Source organism: Shinella sp. SUS2, assembly GCF_001262505.1.
Lineage (GTDB): Bacteria > Pseudomonadota > Alphaproteobacteria > Rhizobiales > Rhizobiaceae > Shinella.
This window is the reverse complement of record NZ_KQ410732.1, coordinates 364,119-380,429: the sequence shown is the minus strand read 5'-3', so window position 1 is coordinate 380,429 and position 16,311 is coordinate 364,119. Positions and strand designations below refer to the sequence as shown.

The following is a 16,311-nucleotide window of genomic DNA, read 5'->3' as shown; positions in this document are numbered from 1 at the left end:
AACAAGGGAAGCCGGCCGTCAGGGCCGGTCCCCACCGAAAAGCGCGATCAGCCCGTCCGAGATGACGCCCTGCCAGACGAGGTAGTCGTGGCCGCCGGCATAGTCGCGATAGATGACGGAAATGCCCTTGGCCTGCAGCACGTCCCGCAGATGCCGGCTGGTTTCGAGGATGCCCGCAGTGCCCTGCGCACCCGTTTCGAAAAGCCCGGCCGAAAGAAAGAAGCGCAACGGCAGCGCCGGGCCTGCGGCAATCAGCCCCGCCACATGCTCCCGGCGATCCTCCGGCGTACCCGGCGGGCTCCACCAGAAAGAGCCGGACATGGCGAGCACGTTGCCGAAGACCTCCGGATGCCGCATGGCGACGGTGGCCGAAGCCAACCCGCCATAGCTGGAACCGGCCAGCACCGTACGCGCGGCCGGAACCGCCAGCCCCGTTTCCTTTGCGACAAGCGGGTGGAGTTCGGTGGCCATGAAATCCGCAAAGGCCAGATTGGCCGGGAGTTCCCGCGCCCGCGCCGCCCGGTCGGGATTGGCGACGAAGACGGCGACCACCGGCGGGACGGCGCCGGCGGCGAGCATGTTATCGAGGATGCGCGGCACCGGCACGCGCCCGAGATACTGGTCGGCGTCGAAGACGAAGAGCAGGATCGTGTCCTTGCGCGCCGGGTCGAAACCGGGCGGGTAGTAAAACGTGATGTCGCGGCGGTTGCCGAGCAGACGGCTTTCGACCGACAGCGTGTTCAGCCGGCCCTGCGGGTTGCCTTTCTCCGCCAGAAACGGCTGCGGCGGGGCACCGGCCAGTTCCAGCACGGAATCCTGATTGTAGGCGTCTTTCGCTTCCGCCGGCCAGCCGTGCCGGTTCAGTGGATCGGCCTTGGCCGTCGAAAGGATAGCGACGCGCCGGTCGCGCGCGGTGCCCGGCACATCAGGCACATCGAAAGCCAGCTGATAGGACAGCCGCGTGTCGTCGGGCACCTCGAAGCTCTTGAACCAGATGTCCGAGCCGCCAAGGCGCTGCAACTCCTCGTGATCGCCGCTCGGTGCGCCGAACAGGCGGATGTTGCGCTTTGCACCGCGCCCCAGGAAGGTGACGACCTTGCGCCCGTCCTGCCCGTCCTCGACGAGTGGCGTGCCGCGGTCCGTGACCATCGCCCAGAAGGCCTCCGTCGTCCCACCCGTCGCGACCGCGGCGGCGATCCCGGCGATGGCAGGGCTCAGATAGGCGGTCGGCGCCGGCCGCTGATCGGCGACGCCGACCTTGCGCTCGATGCCGAGCACATAGGTGCCCTCGCGGTCAGCCGTGACGACCAGCCGCTCGCCAGAACCTTCGGCAACGAACTGGAACTCCGCGACGCCCCCCGCCCCTTCCGCGAGGCGGCGCATGTGCCGGCCCCCGTTGGCGACGAGATCGAGATCGAACACGCCAGCCTCGACGCGAAGCGTCCCCTTGACATAGTCGCCCGCAGCCGCCTCGGGATCGAAGACCTGCCTTGTCCCGGCCGCCACAGCCTTCCCCGTTACCACCGCGCCGACCGCGAGCGGCACGGCGTGTGTCATTTCCGCGGTGAGCAGCGGTGTCACCGAGAGGATCAGGGCCACGACGCCCGATCCTACTATCCTGCGCATCACCATTCCTTCTTCAGCGTCGCGACGATGCTGCGGCCTTCGCCATAGAAGCAGGCATAGGCGCTGGCGCAAGAGGCGACATAGCGCTCGTCGCCGATGTTCTTGACGTTGAGCTGGAGCGAGAGCCCCTTCAGGTCCGGGCTCTTCGCGCCGAAATCGTAGGAAGCCATGGCGTCGAACAGCGTGACGGCGCCGACCTTGAACGAATTGCCGCCGTCACCCCAGCTCGTGCCGATGTAGCGCAGCCCCCCGCCGACGGTCAGCCCCTCCAGTGCACCCTCATCGGCCGTGTAGGTCGCCCAGAGCGAGGCCTGGTGCTGCGGAATGCGCGACGGCATCTTGCCGACTTCGCTGGTGTTGACGGATTCCTTGACGATCGAGTCGATGTAGCTGTAGCCGGCGATCAGCGAGAGGTTGTTCGTCACCTCCGCCCGGGCGGAAAGCTCGATGCCGCGGTTGTGGATCTTGCCGACCTGCGAATAGACCGTCTGGCCGAGGTCCGGGTCCCAGGCACCGGCCACCACGTCCTTCTGCCTGAGATCGTAATAGGCGGCCGTCAGCAGCAGGCCGGAGCCTTCCGGCGCATATTTGACGCCGACTTCGAATTGCTCGGCCGTCGTGGGCGAGAAGGCCGACGCCCCGGCAGGCGGCATGTAGAGCGCCGGCTCGAAGGAGGTCGCATAGCTGACATAGGGCGAGAGGCCGTTGTCGAAGGCGTAGAGCGCGCCGGCCCGCCAGGTGAAGGCACCGTCCTCATAGGACTGGTCGTTGGTGCCCAGCCGGTCGTCGATCTCGGTCTTGGCGCGGTCGTAGCGGATGCCGGCAAGGAGGTTGAGCGCGCCGATCTCCACCTGATCCTGCAGGTAGACGCCGGCCTGACGGGCCGTCAGGTCCTGAAGATCAGTGGTTGCGAGCACCAGCGACGAGAAGTCGAAATCACCGTAGCGCGGATCGGCAAGGTCGATGCTCGGCCCGGCGGCACGGCCCCACTTGTAGTCGCGGGTGCGATACTGGAAATCCACACCGCCGAGCAGCGTGTGTTCTGCCGCCCCCGTCGAGAATGTCGCCTCGAGCTGGTTATCGACGGTGAACTGGTTCCAGGTGTCCGTGCCGCCGCTCGCCGAGCGGCTGACGATCGTGTTGTTGCCGGTCACCGGGTCGGGGCCGGCACTGCCATAGACCAGCGTGTGGTGCAGCCAGTCGACATGGTGGTAGCGCGCATTCTGGCGGAAGGTGAGATTGTCGTTGAACTCGTGCTTGAATTCGTAGCCGATCCAGGCCTGCTTGCGCTCCGAGCGCTCGAAATCCGGATCGGACACGAAGAAATCGCGCGGCACGAAGCCGAAACCCGGGATCGGCGTGACGGTGCCGGCGGCATCGAGAAAGTTGCGATAGCCGGCATCCGGTTCCTTCTGGTAGCCGCCGAGGATCGTCAGCGACGTACCTTCGTCCGGCGACCAGGTGAAGGATGGTGCGATGGCGAAGGAGCGGTTCCTGGCGTAGTCTTCCTGCAGGTCGCGCCCAAGCCCCTTCGCGGCGATGCGGTAACCGAAAGCATCGTCGAAGGTGTCGGAGATATCGAAGCCGGCGGAAAGATACTTGTCCGTGCCGACCGAAAGCTCCACCGCGCGCAGCGGCGTATCGGTCGGCTTCTTGCTGACCATGTTGACGATACCGCCGGGATTGGCCTGCCCGTACAGGACGGAAGCAGGCCCCGAGATCAGTTCCACCCGCTCCAGAAGATAGGGATCGATCTTCGCATAGGAGAGGTCGCCGCCAAGAAAGAGACCGTCGAGATATTTCGGCACATAGTAGAAACCGCGCACGAAAAGCTCGTCGCGCAGGTTGGAGGCACCGCGGTAGTCGGTCAGCACGCCCGGCGTGTAACGCAGCGCCTCGGCGACAGACTGGGCGCTCTGGTCCTCGATCTGCTCCTTGGAAACGACGCTGACGGTCTGCGGCGTTTTGGAAACGGGCGTGTCCGTCTTGGTACCGGCAAGGCTCTTCTTGGCGACGTAGCCGTCAACCGGTCCATCGCCCCGCTCGCCGGCGCCGCCCTCCACAACGACCGCTTCCAGCGCGGTGCTGCCCTGGCCGGTCCCTTGATCCTGCGCGACGGCTGCGTTCAGTGCCAGGGCGCTGGCCGCGGCAAGCAGCATGATACGACGGTGTCTGATCGACGGCGAAAGAGTGCCCCACATTTCCTGAATCCACATACGACAAGGCCGGCATGGCGGCCGGCAATTAAACTTGATTAACGAAGTCAACTATGCCAGTAGCTTGGATCGGCTGTCGACCGCAAAGACTTTCGCGGAAGCCGCAGAAAACTTTGCGGAAGCGGCAGCCGAGGTCAGCTCGCGCGGAAAAAGGCGATGCAAGAGGGCGGCGTCTTGAACATCAGGATCAAACCGGAAGTTCCCCAACACCTGTTCGTCGGCGCCATGGATGGCCCGGCGAGCTGCACGCCGGACGACAATCTCTATGACGTCTGGCCGAAATTCCTCATCATGGTGCTTCTGCAAGGCCAGCAGCATTTCGTGATGGACGGGGAGCACTTCCGCATCGATGCCGGCGATGCGGCAAACCCGGAACCGACCGTCTTCATGCTGAATGTCGGGCGGGACTGCAAGCTGCAGTTCGTTAATGAAAGCACGACGCCGCTGCGCAAGGTCATGATCTCCGCGCCCCTGCCCTGGATCGACCGGCTGATGCGCTCGCAGCCGACGAGCATGCCGAAGCTGCGCGCCTTCTTCGCCCGGCACCTCGCCGAGTTCAGCTTTGCCCCGAACCGTCACCTCATCCAGATCGCCGAACACATCCTCAAACCGCCAGGCACCATGGCGGGCGAACTCCTGACACTCTACCGCAACTCGCACGCCTTCGACATCATGTGCCAGGCCTGCACGGTTCTGGTCGAGGCCGACGCGGCCGCGCCGCACCAGCCGACGGCCTTGAGCCGCCGGCAGAGCGAGAAGGTGCGCGACTACATCCTCGCCCATGTTTGCGAGGACCTGACGCTCGACCGCATCGCACGCGAAGTCGGCATCAGCACATCCTCCATCCAGCGCCATTTCAAGGAGCATTTCGGCACGACCGTTTCGGACTTCATCCGGCGGGAGCGGCTGGAGACGGCACCCGCCGCGCTGGAGCGGGACGGCATTCCGATCTCGCAGGCCGCCTACCTCGCCGGCTATCGCAACCCATCGAGCTTCACCACCGCCTTCAAGAAGGCCTATGGCGTGACGCCGAAGCATCGGCGGGCATGACGGGCAGCCGCGCTCCCGAGACAAACTTGACCTTATAAATCAAGTTAAGATATGTCTCATGGACACACGACTGCCGCCTGAGGCGCGGCGATTCTGAAGGATTGGCAATGGCGGCGACGTGCGGCGATGCCGGAAAACGAGCGGGAAAGGTTCTGGCGCGCGGCTTGACGTGCCGGGTCGGACTCCTGCCGACGGCCTCCCGCTGGACCCACCTCGAAAAGGCTGCGCCGTGAAGGAAGGAGATGCCACCTCACTGCTCTACGCCGCCCACCGCCCTGCCCTCGTGCGTTATGCGACGCGGATCCTCGGCTCACGCGAGGCCGCGGAGGATATCGTGCAGGACGCCTTCCTGCGCTTTTCTCCGGCCAACACCTATGGCGCTTCCGCCAGCCAGACACTCGCCTATCTCTATCGCATCGTGCGCAATCTCTGCCTCGATCTCATCAAGCGGCGCAAGATCGAGATGAGGGAACAGGACAGCGAGCCGCCGTTCTGGTCCCTGCCACGCGCCGTCGAGACGCCGGAGGAGACCGTGCTCGTCTCCGACGAAGTGCGGACCATCACCGGGATTCTTGACCGGTTTCCGCTGGATGTCCGCGTTGCACTCGAAATGCACCGCTTCGGCGGCTACACGCTGGAGGAGGTCGCCGCCCATCTCGGGATCTCTGTCGCCACTGCTCATCGCCATGTCCGCGCCGCGCTGGTGGAGATCGCGCTTCGGCTCGGCAATGACGCCCCGTGAAAAAAATCGGCGCGCAAATCGTCCCTACGCAGCAATTTGATATTCGGCTAGAACGCCAGGCATGGCGTGGGGAGCCGGGGCACGGGTAAGAACTTGATTCAGGACGACAGCGAAAAGCGCCGCGCGATCGAAGAAGCCATGGATTGGCTGCTGCGGCTGAAGGCCGATCCCGATTGTCCGCAGGCCGCCCGGGATGTGGAGGACTGGCTTGCGCGGGCGGAAACCAACCGTTCCGCCTGGCGCGATGCACTGAAAGCGTGGGATGCCCTCGGCGAGGTACGGCCGCGCCACGCCGACCTGTGGCCGGCCCGCCCGGTCGTGCCCCTGCCCCGCCGCAGCCGCCGGCCCCTTGCGGCAGGCATCGCCCTGGCCCTTGCCGCCGCACTCCTCGTCGTGCTGGCCGCGCCGGCCCTGATGATCTGGCTCAAGGCCGATTTCCGCACCGGCACGGGCGAAAGCCGCATGGTGACGCTCGCCGACGGCAGCGCCGTCAACCTTTCCGCCGACAGCGCCATCGATGTCGAGCTGACGCCGGAGGGCCGCCATGTGCGCCTCCTCGCCGGCCAGGCCTTCTTTGACGTGGCGCATGACGGCAAGCGCCCCTTCACCGTGGAGGCCGGCAATGCCCGGGTGGTCGTGCTCGGGACCGCCTTCGACGTGGCGCTCGACGATACCGCAACCACAGTGCAGCTCGCCCGCGGCGTGGTCGGTATTTCCGGCGAAGGCGACAGACAGGCCGTTGCCGAAATGGCGCCCGGCGACATGGCGACGGTCGATGGCGCGACCGGCGCGATCCGCCACGCGACCATTCCATTGGAGGAGATCGGTGCCTGGCGGAGCGGCCTGCTCTTCGTCAATGACGTCACCGTGGACAGCGTCGTTGCACGCCTGCAGCGTTACCATCCCGCCTGGATCAGCGTGCCGGATCGCACGCTCGGCCGCCAGCGCGTGACCGGCCTCTACGACCTTCGCGACCCGGACCGGGCATTGACGGCGCTGGTCAAACCCTATGGCGGCAAGGTGCGCGCGATTTCCTCCTATACCCGGATCGTCTCGCGTTATTGAGCCTTTCGGAAAGTTTTCCGAAAAATTCAGGAAATTTGCCGGAAGCGTGAAAAAGATTCCCGAGGCGATCGTTTCTGCACCGGGAATGCGCGCTTCAGGAGCAGCGCATCCCGAGGATGATACCGGGGGTACAATGCGTTTGCATATCGATCGATCGACCACGTCGCGCGCCAAGGCGCGCACGCGCACCGTCTTCATGACCAGGCTGATGGTCTCCACGGCGGCGGCGCTCGTCTTCAGCCTGCCGCAGGCCGCCCTACAGCCGGCAGCAGCCCAGGCGAAATCCGCCCGCATCGGCACCATGGCGTTCGACATTCCCGCACAGCCGCTGGCGAGCGCCCTCAACAGCTTCGGCCGGCAATCCGGCCTGCAGGTCTCGCTCGCCGCCGCCACCTCGCGCGGGCTGACCTCCCGCCCGGTCAAGGGCACGTTCACGCCGCAGGAAGCGCTTGCCCGGCTTCTCGAGGGCACCGACACGCGCCATTCGGTCACCACCGACGGCACGGCGATCGTCACAGCCTCGCATCTCTCCCCGCTCGTGACCGGTTCCGTGGAAAACGGCTCGACGACGCTCGACCGGATCACGGTGGAGGGCGAACAGGTCGGTGAGGGCGACGTCAGCGAACTGAACATTTCCGCCAAGGATCTCGAGCGCAAGAACCCCGCCACCATCCAGGACGTTTTCCGCGAAGAGCCGAGCGTCAAGGTGGGCTCCTCGCTGCCCATGTCGCAGAAGGTTTATGTCAACGGCATCGAGGAAACCAACCTCGCAATCTCCATCGACGGCAGCCGCCAGAACAACAAGGTGTTCCACCACAATGCGACGACGCTGATCGACCCGACGCTGCTGAAGGCCGTCAGCGTCGACGAGGGCGTGGCCCCGGCCGATGCCGGCCCGGGCGCGCTCGCGGGCTCCATCGTCTACGAGACCAAGGATGTCGGCGATTTCCTCCAGGGCAACGGCTACGGCGGCTTCGTCAATTCCGGCTTCAACACCAACGGCAACATTTTCAGCACCGGCCTTTCGACCTTCGGCAAGCAGGACGGGTTCGAATATCTCGGCTACTTCAACATTGGCCGCGGCAGCGAATTCTCCGCCGGCAACGGTGACGAGGTGCTGGGCACCCGAACGCACTTCCAGAGCGGCCTCGGCAAGCTTGCCTATGAGTTCGAAAGCGGCGACCGCATCGAACTCAGCCACGAGGCGATCAAGGACAACGCACCGCGCCCGTTCCGCGCCAACATGGGCACGACGACGGGGGCCAAACCGTGGGAGCCGCTGGTGCGCGACTACGCGCTCGACCGCACCAACACGGTCCTGACCTATACGGACGCCGCGCCCGAGGGCTGGTGGGATCCGAAGCTTGTGCTCGCCTACGGCCAGACGGAGGTCGGCACGACCGTCTACCTGAAACCCGGCAGCGCACCGGAAACCTATCCGGTCACCGGCATCACCGGCACCTTCAACGGCAAGTTCGAAAACCGCTTCCATTTCGATCTCGGCACGGTGACGGCCGGCGTGGACTTCTACAGCGACAAGGCGGAGGTGGAAGACCTCTACGAGCCCGCCACCGAAAAGGCGCGCAATATCGGTGCCTATGTCCAGGCGCGCCTCGAGCCCTTCGAGCGTGCCCGCCTGTCCTTCGGCGGCCGCGCGGACCGGCAATGGTTCACCGGCACGACCGGCGAGGAATGGGACAATGCCGGCCTTAGCGGCAACATTTCCGGCGAGTACGACCTCATCCCGGATTTCCTGATCGCCAAGGCCGGGTACTCCCATGTCTGGGCCGGCATTCCGCTCGCCGAGAACTTCATCATGAACCCCGCCTGGGTCTATTCGCCCGAGCCGGAGCCGACGACCTCCGACAACTACACGGTCGGCCTCGTCGCAAAATATGCCGGCTTTTCGCTGGAAGGCTCGGTGTTCCGCACGGAAATGGAGAATGCCCGCGCGGCGCGCTACAAATATGCCTTCGAGGGACGGCATGTGGAATCGGAAGGTTTTTCGATCGGCGCCGGCTATGACTGGACCGACGGCTACATCCGCGTGAAATATGCCAATATCGACACGCTGATCGACGGGAAGCCGGCCGATTCCGATACCGGCACTTACCTCACGACACCGGTCGGTGAGATCATCACGGTCTCCGCCGCCCATACCTTCGCCGATTGGGGCCTCACCGTCGGCGGCGATATCGAGATCGCGCCGAAATACGATAAGGTGCCGGATGGAAGCCCTGCCTTCAAGGCGTATCAGGTCGTCAACAGCTTCGTCGAGTACAAGCCGCCGAGCCACCAGAACCTGACGCTGCGTGCCGAGGTGAAGAACATCTTCAACGAGACCTATGCCGACCGCGCCACCTATGGCCAGGAGTTCGGCGAGGTGAAGCCGCTTTACCAGCCCGGACGCGCGTTCCTCCTCAGCGTGCGCGCCACGTTCTGACGTCATGGCCCCGGCCGACCGCCGGGGCCTTACCGGAGACAGACATGAAACGCCTGAAGTCCCTCGCCCTTGCGGCAGTCCTCCTTGCCACCGGCACTGCCGGCGCCGCCGATATCTCGATCGACACGGCGGCCGGCCGGAAGACCGTTGCAACCCCTGTCGCCACCGTCGCCGTCTTCGACATCGCCGCCATCGACACGCTGGACAAACTCGGCATCAGGCCGGCAGGCCTGCCGTCCAATCTCTACCTGAAGGAACTGTCGCGCCTGAGCGACGGTGCGACTGTGGTCGGCGACATCTTCGAACCCGATCTCGAAGCACTGAGCGCGCTCGCACCCGATCTCATCATTCTCGGTGGCCGCTCCTCCACCAAGGTGGGCGCCACGGCCAAGGTGGCTCCGACGATCGACATGACGATGGACGGGGACGACCTCATCGACCAGGCCCGCGCGCGGATCGCCACCTACGGACGCCTGTTCGGCAAGGAAACCGAGGCCGAGGCCGCGCGCAAGGAACTCGACGGCGCCATCGAAACGGCCCGTGCCGCGGTTGCCGGCAAGGGCAAGGCGCTGATCGTCATGACCAACGGGCCCAAAGTCACCGCCTATGGCCCCGGCTCGCGCTTCGGCTGGCTGCACCGCTCGCTCGATCTTCCGCCGGCGATCACCGAGGTAGAGGCGGCAACGCACGGCGAGGCGGTCTCGTTCGAATTCATCCGCGAGGCCAACCCGGATTGGCTGATCGTGCTCGACCGCGCCGCCGCGATCGGCTCCAACGAGCAGAACGCCAGGATCACGCTCGACAACGAGCTGGTCGCCGAGACAGTGGCGTGGAAGAAGGGTCAGGTCGTCTATCTGCCGTCCGGCGATTTCTACATCGCCGCCGGTGGTGCGCAGGCGATGATCCGCGTCTATTCCGCCATCGCCGAAGCCTTCGCCGCGGCGAAGTAACCGTCAGTTCAGCCGCTGCTCCGTCTCAGCGTCGAAGACATGGAAGGCAGTGGGCGCAACGACAAGGGCGATCTCGTCGCCGGCGGCGATGCGGGCGGTGGCCGGCAGGGCGGCGACGAGGCGCTGGCGGCCCATGACCGCCGCGACGACCAGTTCCGGCCCGGTCAATTCCGCGACCTCGCAGCGCGCCGTAAGCGACACGCCTTCGCCCGTCCGCTCGACCGCCTCCGGCCGGATGCCGAGGACGAGCCGGCGGCCGGACGAGACGCCGTTGAGACCCGGCACAGGCACGGCGATGTCCGTGCCGTCGATCCGCACGCCGTCCTCGACCGCGGTAGCGGCCAGAAGATTCATCGGTGGCGCGCCGACGAAGGTCGCGACATAGAGTGTCGCCGGCCGGTTGTAGATGGCCTCCGGCGTATCGAGCTGTTCGATCCGGCCACCGCGCATGACGGCAATGCGGGTGGCGAGCGTCATCGCCTCGATCTGGTCATGCGTGACATAGACGACGGTCGTCTTCGTCATCTGGTGCAGGCGCTTCAGCTCGGTGCGCATTTCCATGCGCAGCTTCGCATCGAGGTTGGACAGCGGCTCGTCGAAAAGGAAGATTTTCGGATTGCGCACCAGCGCACGGCCGATGGCGACGCGCTGACGCTGGCCACCGGATAGCTGGCCGGGCTTGCGCTCCAGAAGGTTCTCGATCTGCAGGAGCTTCGCCGTCTCATGCACGGCCCTATCGCGTTCCGTCTTGTCCACCTTGCGCATTTCGAGGCCGAAGCCGATGTTCCGGTGCACGGTGAGATTGGGATAGAGCGCGTAGGACTGGAACACCATGGCGATGTCCCGGTCCTTCGGGTGCACCCCGACGATCGAGCGGTCCCCGATGCGGATGTCGCCGCTCGTCGGCTCGGCAAGGCCGGCGATGATGTTGAGCAGCGTGGACTTGCCGCAGCCGGAGGCGCCGAGCAGCACGAGGAACTCCCCGCTTTCGAGCGCGATGTCGATGCCCTTCAGCGTCTCGACGGCGCCGTAGCTCTTGCGGATGGCGTCAATGGTCAGCGTGCTCATGCCGTAGTGTCCTGCCCGGTCGGTGTGTAGCTTCGGGGATGGGTGGAAATTGCGCGCGAGGCCACCGCTGTGCCGGCGGCAAGGCTTACCTCAAGCCCTCCGCCGACTGCGTGGGAAGCAAGGAAAGCTGCGTTGAACACGTCGCCCGCGCCGATCGTATCGACAACCTGCACGAAAGGCGCAGCGACGTGAAAGACCCGCTCGTCGGGATCCACGGCGATGGCCCCCTTCGGGCCGCACTTCACGACGACGAAGCTTCCTTCCGGCATGCCCTGCCGCAAGATACGTGCCGCCTCCGCAGGATCGGCAACACCGGCAAGACTGGTCGTCTCCACCTCGTTGAACAGCGCGATCCGGCAGCGCGACAGCCAGCGTTTCGCCGCCCGCCTGTTCGCCTCCGTCCAGCCGTCCAGCGGCCAGCCGGTATCGAGGGCGACGGCGATATCATGCCGATCGGCCCAGTCGAAAAACCGGTCGTAGTCCTCCACCAGCCGCTCCGTCAGGAACGAGCCGCAAAGGAGCGCAATGCCGCCGGAAAGCCTCGGTCCGTCGAGCACCGAAAGGACGTCCTCCAGGCTGAACAGCGGCAGGTGCCCGCGCGTCGTGAAGAAGGTCCGCTCACCGTCCGGATGGGTGATGCCGACGGAGAGCGTCGTGCTGTCGCCGTGTACCGGCCAGGTGCTTGCGCGTGCGCCGAAACTTTCCGCCAGCCAGCGGCCGAACTGGTCGCGGCCGATGCTTGCGGCGATCTCGAAGGGCGTGCCCAGCGCCATCCAGGCGAGCGCGGCATTGCCCGCCGAACCGCCGACGCGCAGCTCGTCGTGATCGACGATGCTTTCCGTGCCCGGCTGCGGCCAGGGCGCAGCCGGTCCCATGATCAGGTCGACATTGACGTTTCCGATGACGGCAAGCGGCTTCACTCATTCACTCCGGGTAATCTTGGTCGTGCGCACCGGCGTTCCGGCATCGGTGACACGCTCCGCAGCAAAGGCGATCATCAGCCGCTGCGCCGTCGGCAGCATGGCGAAGATGGCAGCAAGCCCGGTCAGCGGCGAGAAGGCGATCGTCGCCGCGCCCTCGACCGGCGGCCGGCCGGATGCGTCGAACATGACGAGCCTTGCGCCCGCCTCGACGACCGAAGTCGCCATCGCCGTCACAAGATCCGCCGTCGCGTCGTCACCGCGGAAGAGGACCACGCCCACCTCTGGCGAGAGCATCTCCATCGGCCCGTGGCGCAGCTGGCCACCTTCCAGCGAAAAACACGGCAGACGCGACAGTTCGGTGAAACCGAGCGCGATGGCCTCGGCAAGCCCCTGCAGCCGCCGCCCGGACGTCACGACGGAGCGCACGTCGCGCAACATGGCCAGCGCCGCATCGATGGAAGGCTCCTGCGGGGTTTCCAGGATACCGACCGCAGACGCGGCGTCTTCGCCGAGGGCAGCGAGGATCGCAAGGTGGAGCGCGAAGCTCACGGTCAGGCTGCGGGTCGCGGCGAAGGCCTGCTCCGTGCCGCCGTGGCCGACGAGGCAGGGCGCCGTGCGCGCAAGGAAGGAGCCGCCTTCGAGCGTGAAGCCGAATGTGTCCTCATTGCCACCGGTCTCCCCGAACCAGCGCAGCACCTCCGCGCTTTCCCCCGACTGCGAGGTGACGAAGATCGTGCGCCCGTCGAGGGCGAGCGGCGCGCCGAGCTGCTCGGAAAGCGGCAAGGCAATCGCGTCGATGCCGAGGCGGCGGTAAAGCGGCTCGACGGCGCGACCGACCGCCTGCGAGCCGCCCATGCCGAGGAGCAGCAGCCGGCCGGTGCGCTTCAGGCTGGCAGCGGCCCTTTCGGCCATTGCGCCGGTGTTGCGGAACGAGGCGAGCGCATCGGCATGCTGGCGCGCCATTTCGCGATCGATCGCCTTGAGACCTTCCGGCCGGGATGCAGTCGTGTCCATCGTCATCCTTTCACACCGCCGCTGGTAAGGCCCGAAATCAGGGCCCGTTGCATGAGGAGGCCGACCAGAACCGGCGGCAGCGCTGCCAGAACGCCGGCCGTCGCGATCAGCCCGTAGTCGGAGACCCGGCCGCCCGCGAGGTCGGCAATGGCGACTGTCAGCGTGCGGGCGCGCTGGTCCGAAGTGAAAAGCAGCGCATAGAAGAACTCGTCCCAGCCAAGCAGGAAGGCAAAGAGCGCCGAGGTCGCGACGATGGGCATGGCAAGCGGCAGGGTGATGATGCGCAGCGTCGCAAAAAGGCTTGCCCCGTCCATCATCGCCGCCTGCTCGATTTCCCGCGGAATGCCGTCGAAGCCGGATTTCATCAGCCAGGTGGTGAAGGGTGCCAGGATGGTGAGGTAGACGAGCGCCAGGCCGAAGACAGAATTGAGCAGGCCGAAGGCGGCGAGCGCCATGTAGAGCGGCACGGCGAGTGCGACGGGCGGCAGCATGTAGGTGGCGATGACCAGCGAGAGCGACCAACCGACCGAAGGTGTGCGCGAGACCGCCCAGCCCGCCGGCACGGCAAGCAGTACGGCGGCAACCGTCGCCATGCCCGCCACGAGGATGCTGTTGACGAGCGAGGCGACGAAGGTTGCACCCGCACTGTTCGGGATGGTCGAAAGCAGCGTGGCGTAACGCGAGAAATCGACCGTGCTCGGCCACCAGCGCAGCGGGCGCGCCACGAGGTCGGCCGCCGGCGATATGCTCATCACGAAGAGCCAGAAGATCGGCGCGACGATGACCGCGGCCAGCAGCAGCGCGGCGGCATGGATGAGGATCGAGGCGAGAAGGCTGCGGCTTTCCATCAGGCGGCACTCCCCGCCGTGCGCCGCACGAGCATGCCGTAGCCGATCGCCAGCACCGTCACGATGAGGGTGACGACGAGGGCGAGCGAGGCGCCGGAGCCGGCACGCTGGAAGGAGAAGGCCTCCTGATAGACGAGGATCGACAGGGTGCGCGTCGAATTGGCCGGGCCGCCGCGCGTCATCACCCAGATCAGATCGAACACCTTGAAGGCCTCGATGGTGCGCAGGACCAGCGCCACCATCAGGGGGCCGGCGAGATAGGGCAGGATGACGAAACGGAAGCGCGCGAAGGGGCCTGCGCCATCGACCAGCGAGGCGGAGGTAATGTCGCGCGGCACGGCCTGGAGGGCGGCAAGCGCGATGAGGGCGACGAGCGGAAAGTTCTTCCAGCAGTCGGCGACGATCAGCGCCGTCATGGCGGTGCCGGGCTCGCCGAGCCAGGAGCGGTAGCTGTCGAGAAGGCCGACCTGTGTCAGCGCCGCGTTCAGCGCGCCGTATTCCGGATTGTAGATGAGCCGCCAGAGCGTCGCATTGACCACCGTCGGCAATGCCCAGGGCAGGATCAGCAGGGCGCGCAGCACGGTGCGGCCGTAGAACCGCTGGTTCAGCAGGAGAGCGGCCAGAACGCCGATCACCATCTCCGCCGTCACGGAGACCACGGCAAACCAGGTCGTCGCATAGAGCGCGCGCTGAAAATTGCTGTTCGACAGCATTTTCAGGTAGTTGTCGAAACCGACGAAAGCACCGCCGGAACCGATCAACTTGGCATCTGTAAAGGAGAGCCGCACGGTATCGACCATCGGCCAGCCGATCACGGCGAGCATGATCACCAGCAGCGGCAGCATGAGAAGCCATGCCCGGGTCGTCATCCAGGTGCCGGACATAGCGTCCTCTTCATCGATTGCAGGAAAGGGGAGTGTGCGGGCGGCCGAAGCCGCCCACAAGGCCGAAGGTCAAAGACCGCTGTTGTCGGCTGCCGATTTCAGCGCATCTTCCGGCGATGCCTGGTCGAGCAGGGCTTCCTGAATGGCCTGCTGGAGGGCCGTGGAAAGCTCCTGGTACTTCGGCGTGGTCGGCCGCGGATACATGGCGGCAAGACCGAGCTTGGCGGCCGCGATCAGCTCTTCCTGGCCGGCAGTGACGGCGGCATCCTCGTAGGACGACGCCCAGATCGGCAGGCTGAGCTTGGCATAGGCGTTCTGCGTCTCCTGCGAGGTCATGTGCACGATGTACTTCCAGGCCTCGTCCGGGCTCTTGCTGGTCGTGGTGATGCCGAGGCCCATCGAGCCGTTGACGGCCGAGACCTCGCTCTTGCCCTCGACGCCCGGTGCGGGCACGACGCCGACCTTGCCGGCGACCTTGCTGTCCTTGCCGCCATTGGCCATGTTGTACATATAGGTCCAGTTGAGCGCGAAGGCCGCCTCGCCGTTCTGGAAGAGGTTGCGCACGTCCTCTTCGAGGAACTCCTTGGAGTTCGGGTTGGTGAGGCCGGACTTGTAGCTGTCGACCATGTACTTCAGGGCATCGAGACCGCCACCTTCCGTAAAGGCCGGCTTGCCGTCCTTCAGGAATTCACCGCCATAGGCGCTGACAAGCGTGGTGTAGTCGCAGATCGCGGCCTCGGCCTGCGACCAGCTCCAGGCGATCGGGGTCGCCAGCAGGCCCTTGTCCTTGATGACCTTTGCCTGTTCGTTGAGTTCGGCCCAGGTCTTCGGCGGCGCCTTGATGCCGGCCTTCTCAAGAATTTCCTTGTTGTAGAACAGGTATTTGGTGTCGAGGATCCACGGCATGCCGTAGGACTTGCCGTCATAATTGACGGTCGTCCAGGCGCCCGGCAGCACGCCCTTCTTCATCTCGTCGGTGACGCGGGACGAGACATCGACCAGCACGTTGTTGGTCGCATATTCGGCCGGCCAGATCACGTCGAAAAGCACGACGTCGTAGCCGCTGCCGGAACCCTGCGCGAGCACCGCCTTGTCGTGCAGGCCCTCGTAGGGAACGAATTCCAGGTTCACCTTGATGTCGGGGTTCGCCTTGGTGAAGGCGTCCGTCATGGCGCGCACGTCCGCCTCGCTATAGGCGGCCTGCGCCATGAAGAGCGCGTTGAGCGTCGTTTCCGCAAAGGCATGCGGAACGGAAACGCCGGCAACCAGCACCGCGCCGAGCAAGGTCTTCTTTATCGATTTCAACATGATTGCGTCCTCCTTTTTTTGGTTCATGCATCCGAGGGCACCCTGTGGGCACCCCTGGTCGTTTCGGGCCGCCTCGGCCCCTGAGGACCATTGACAGCTCCTTGTCGGATCAAGGCGGGAGACCCGCCGCCGTTCCCCGGAGCTCTTCGGCTCCTTATTAAGTCAAATCTCTTG

General features: G+C 65.6%; 13 protein-coding genes. 5 read left to right on the top strand and 8 right to left on the bottom strand.

The genetic code is table 11. From position 1 onward, the window contains the following. Window positions 1–18 precede the first annotated feature (18 nt). Both AKG11_RS17890 and AKG11_RS17885 read right to left on the bottom strand, forming a co-directional pair. A complete protein-coding gene (locus tag AKG11_RS17890; protein ID WP_050744982.1) occupies window positions 19–1,626 on the bottom strand; it encodes an alpha/beta hydrolase-fold protein in 1,608 nt (535 codons plus the stop codon). Next, complete coding sequence (locus AKG11_RS17885) at window positions 1,626–3,827, bottom strand: TonB-dependent siderophore receptor (protein ID WP_050744854.1); 2,202 nt, start codon at window positions 3,825–3,827, stop codon at window positions 1,626–1,628. Before AKG11_RS17885 ends, AKG11_RS17890 begins: the two co-directional genes overlap by 1 nt. Window positions 3,828–4,016: 189 nt before the next feature. Between AKG11_RS17885 and AKG11_RS17880 the strand changes: the two genes are divergently transcribed. From AKG11_RS17880 to AKG11_RS17860, 5 genes are all read left to right on the top strand, one after another. Further along, entirely contained in the window at window positions 4,017–4,892 is an 876-nt protein-coding gene (locus tag AKG11_RS17880) for a helix-turn-helix transcriptional regulator (RefSeq protein WP_082342514.1), read from the top strand. A gap of 229 nt (window positions 4,893–5,121) precedes the next feature. Continuing rightward, a complete protein-coding gene (locus tag AKG11_RS17875) occupies window positions 5,122–5,634 on the top strand; it encodes an RNA polymerase sigma factor (protein ID WP_050744852.1) in 513 nt (170 codons plus the stop codon). A 93-nt stretch (window positions 5,635–5,727) separates the two neighbouring features. After that, the gene (locus AKG11_RS17870; RefSeq protein WP_050744851.1) at window positions 5,728–6,699 is read left to right on the top strand and encodes a FecR family protein; all 972 of its coding nucleotides are present in this window, start codon (window positions 5,728–5,730) and stop codon (window positions 6,697–6,699) included. A 133-nt stretch (window positions 6,700–6,832) separates the two neighbouring features. Continuing rightward, window positions 6,833–9,142, top strand: a complete 2,310-nt coding sequence (locus AKG11_RS17865) for a TonB-dependent receptor (RefSeq protein WP_245290122.1) — start codon at window positions 6,833–6,835, stop codon at window positions 9,140–9,142. A 44-nt stretch (window positions 9,143–9,186) separates the two neighbouring features. After that, the gene (locus AKG11_RS17860) at window positions 9,187–10,092 is read left to right on the top strand and encodes a siderophore ABC transporter substrate-binding protein (RefSeq protein ID WP_050744850.1); all 906 of its coding nucleotides are present in this window, start codon (window positions 9,187–9,189) and stop codon (window positions 10,090–10,092) included. A gap of 3 nt (window positions 10,093–10,095) precedes the next feature. Here AKG11_RS17860 and AKG11_RS17855 read toward each other — a convergent pair whose 3' ends face one another. The 6 genes from AKG11_RS17855 to AKG11_RS17830 form a co-directional block, all read right to left on the bottom strand. Beyond that, window positions 10,096–11,160 carry an ABC transporter ATP-binding protein gene (locus AKG11_RS17855; protein WP_050744849.1) on the bottom strand — a complete coding sequence of 355 codons (1,065 nt, stop codon included), beginning with the start codon at window positions 11,158–11,160 and terminating at the stop codon, window positions 10,096–10,098. Next, entirely contained in the window at window positions 11,157–12,080 is a 924-nt protein-coding gene (locus tag AKG11_RS17850) for a PfkB family carbohydrate kinase (protein WP_050744848.1), read from the bottom strand. Before AKG11_RS17850 ends, AKG11_RS17855 begins: the two co-directional genes overlap by 4 nt. Beyond that, complete coding sequence (locus AKG11_RS17845; protein WP_088016443.1) at window positions 12,081–13,097, bottom strand: SIS domain-containing protein; 1,017 nt, start codon at window positions 13,095–13,097, stop codon at window positions 12,081–12,083. It lies immediately after the preceding gene. A 2-nt stretch (window positions 13,098–13,099) separates the two neighbouring features. Then, the gene (locus AKG11_RS17840) at window positions 13,100–13,945 is read right to left on the bottom strand and encodes a carbohydrate ABC transporter permease (RefSeq protein WP_050744846.1); all 846 of its coding nucleotides are present in this window, start codon (window positions 13,943–13,945) and stop codon (window positions 13,100–13,102) included. Beyond that, the gene (locus tag AKG11_RS17835; protein ID WP_023516312.1) at window positions 13,945–14,829 is read right to left on the bottom strand and encodes a carbohydrate ABC transporter permease; all 885 of its coding nucleotides are present in this window, start codon (window positions 14,827–14,829) and stop codon (window positions 13,945–13,947) included. The genes AKG11_RS17840 and AKG11_RS17835 overlap by 1 nt, the downstream gene beginning before the upstream one ends. A gap of 69 nt (window positions 14,830–14,898) precedes the next feature. Further along, complete coding sequence (locus AKG11_RS17830) at window positions 14,899–16,137, bottom strand: extracellular solute-binding protein (protein WP_023516311.1); 1,239 nt, start codon at window positions 16,135–16,137, stop codon at window positions 14,899–14,901. Window positions 16,138–16,311 lie beyond the last annotated feature (174 nt).

Bases quoted from the DNA above. Each gene is read 5' to 3' on its own strand.
- AKG11_RS17890 (WP_050744982.1), bottom strand. From the start codon at position 1,626: ATGCGCAGGATAGTAGGATCGGGCGTCGTGGCCCTGATCCTCTCGGTG.
- AKG11_RS17885 (WP_050744854.1), bottom strand. From the start codon at position 3,827: ATGTGGGGCACTCTTTCGCCGTCGATCAGACACCGTCGTATCATGCTG.
- AKG11_RS17865 (WP_245290122.1), top strand. From the start codon at position 6,833: ATGCGTTTGCATATCGATCGATCGACCACGTCGCGCGCCAAGGCGCGC.
- AKG11_RS17860 (WP_050744850.1), top strand. From the start codon at position 9,187: ATGAAACGCCTGAAGTCCCTCGCCCTTGCGGCAGTCCTCCTTGCCACC.
- AKG11_RS17855 (WP_050744849.1), bottom strand. From the start codon at position 11,160: ATGAGCACGCTGACCATTGACGCCATCCGCAAGAGCTACGGCGCCGTC.
- AKG11_RS17845 (WP_088016443.1), bottom strand. From the start codon at position 13,097: ATGGACACGACTGCATCCCGGCCGGAAGGTCTCAAGGCGATCGATCGC.
- AKG11_RS17840 (WP_050744846.1), bottom strand. From the start codon at position 13,945: ATGGAAAGCCGCAGCCTTCTCGCCTCGATCCTCATCCATGCCGCCGCG.
- AKG11_RS17835 (WP_023516312.1), bottom strand. From the start codon at position 14,829: ATGTCCGGCACCTGGATGACGACCCGGGCATGGCTTCTCATGCTGCCG.
- AKG11_RS17830 (WP_023516311.1), bottom strand. From the start codon at position 16,137: ATGTTGAAATCGATAAAGAAGACCTTGCTCGGCGCGGTGCTGGTTGCC.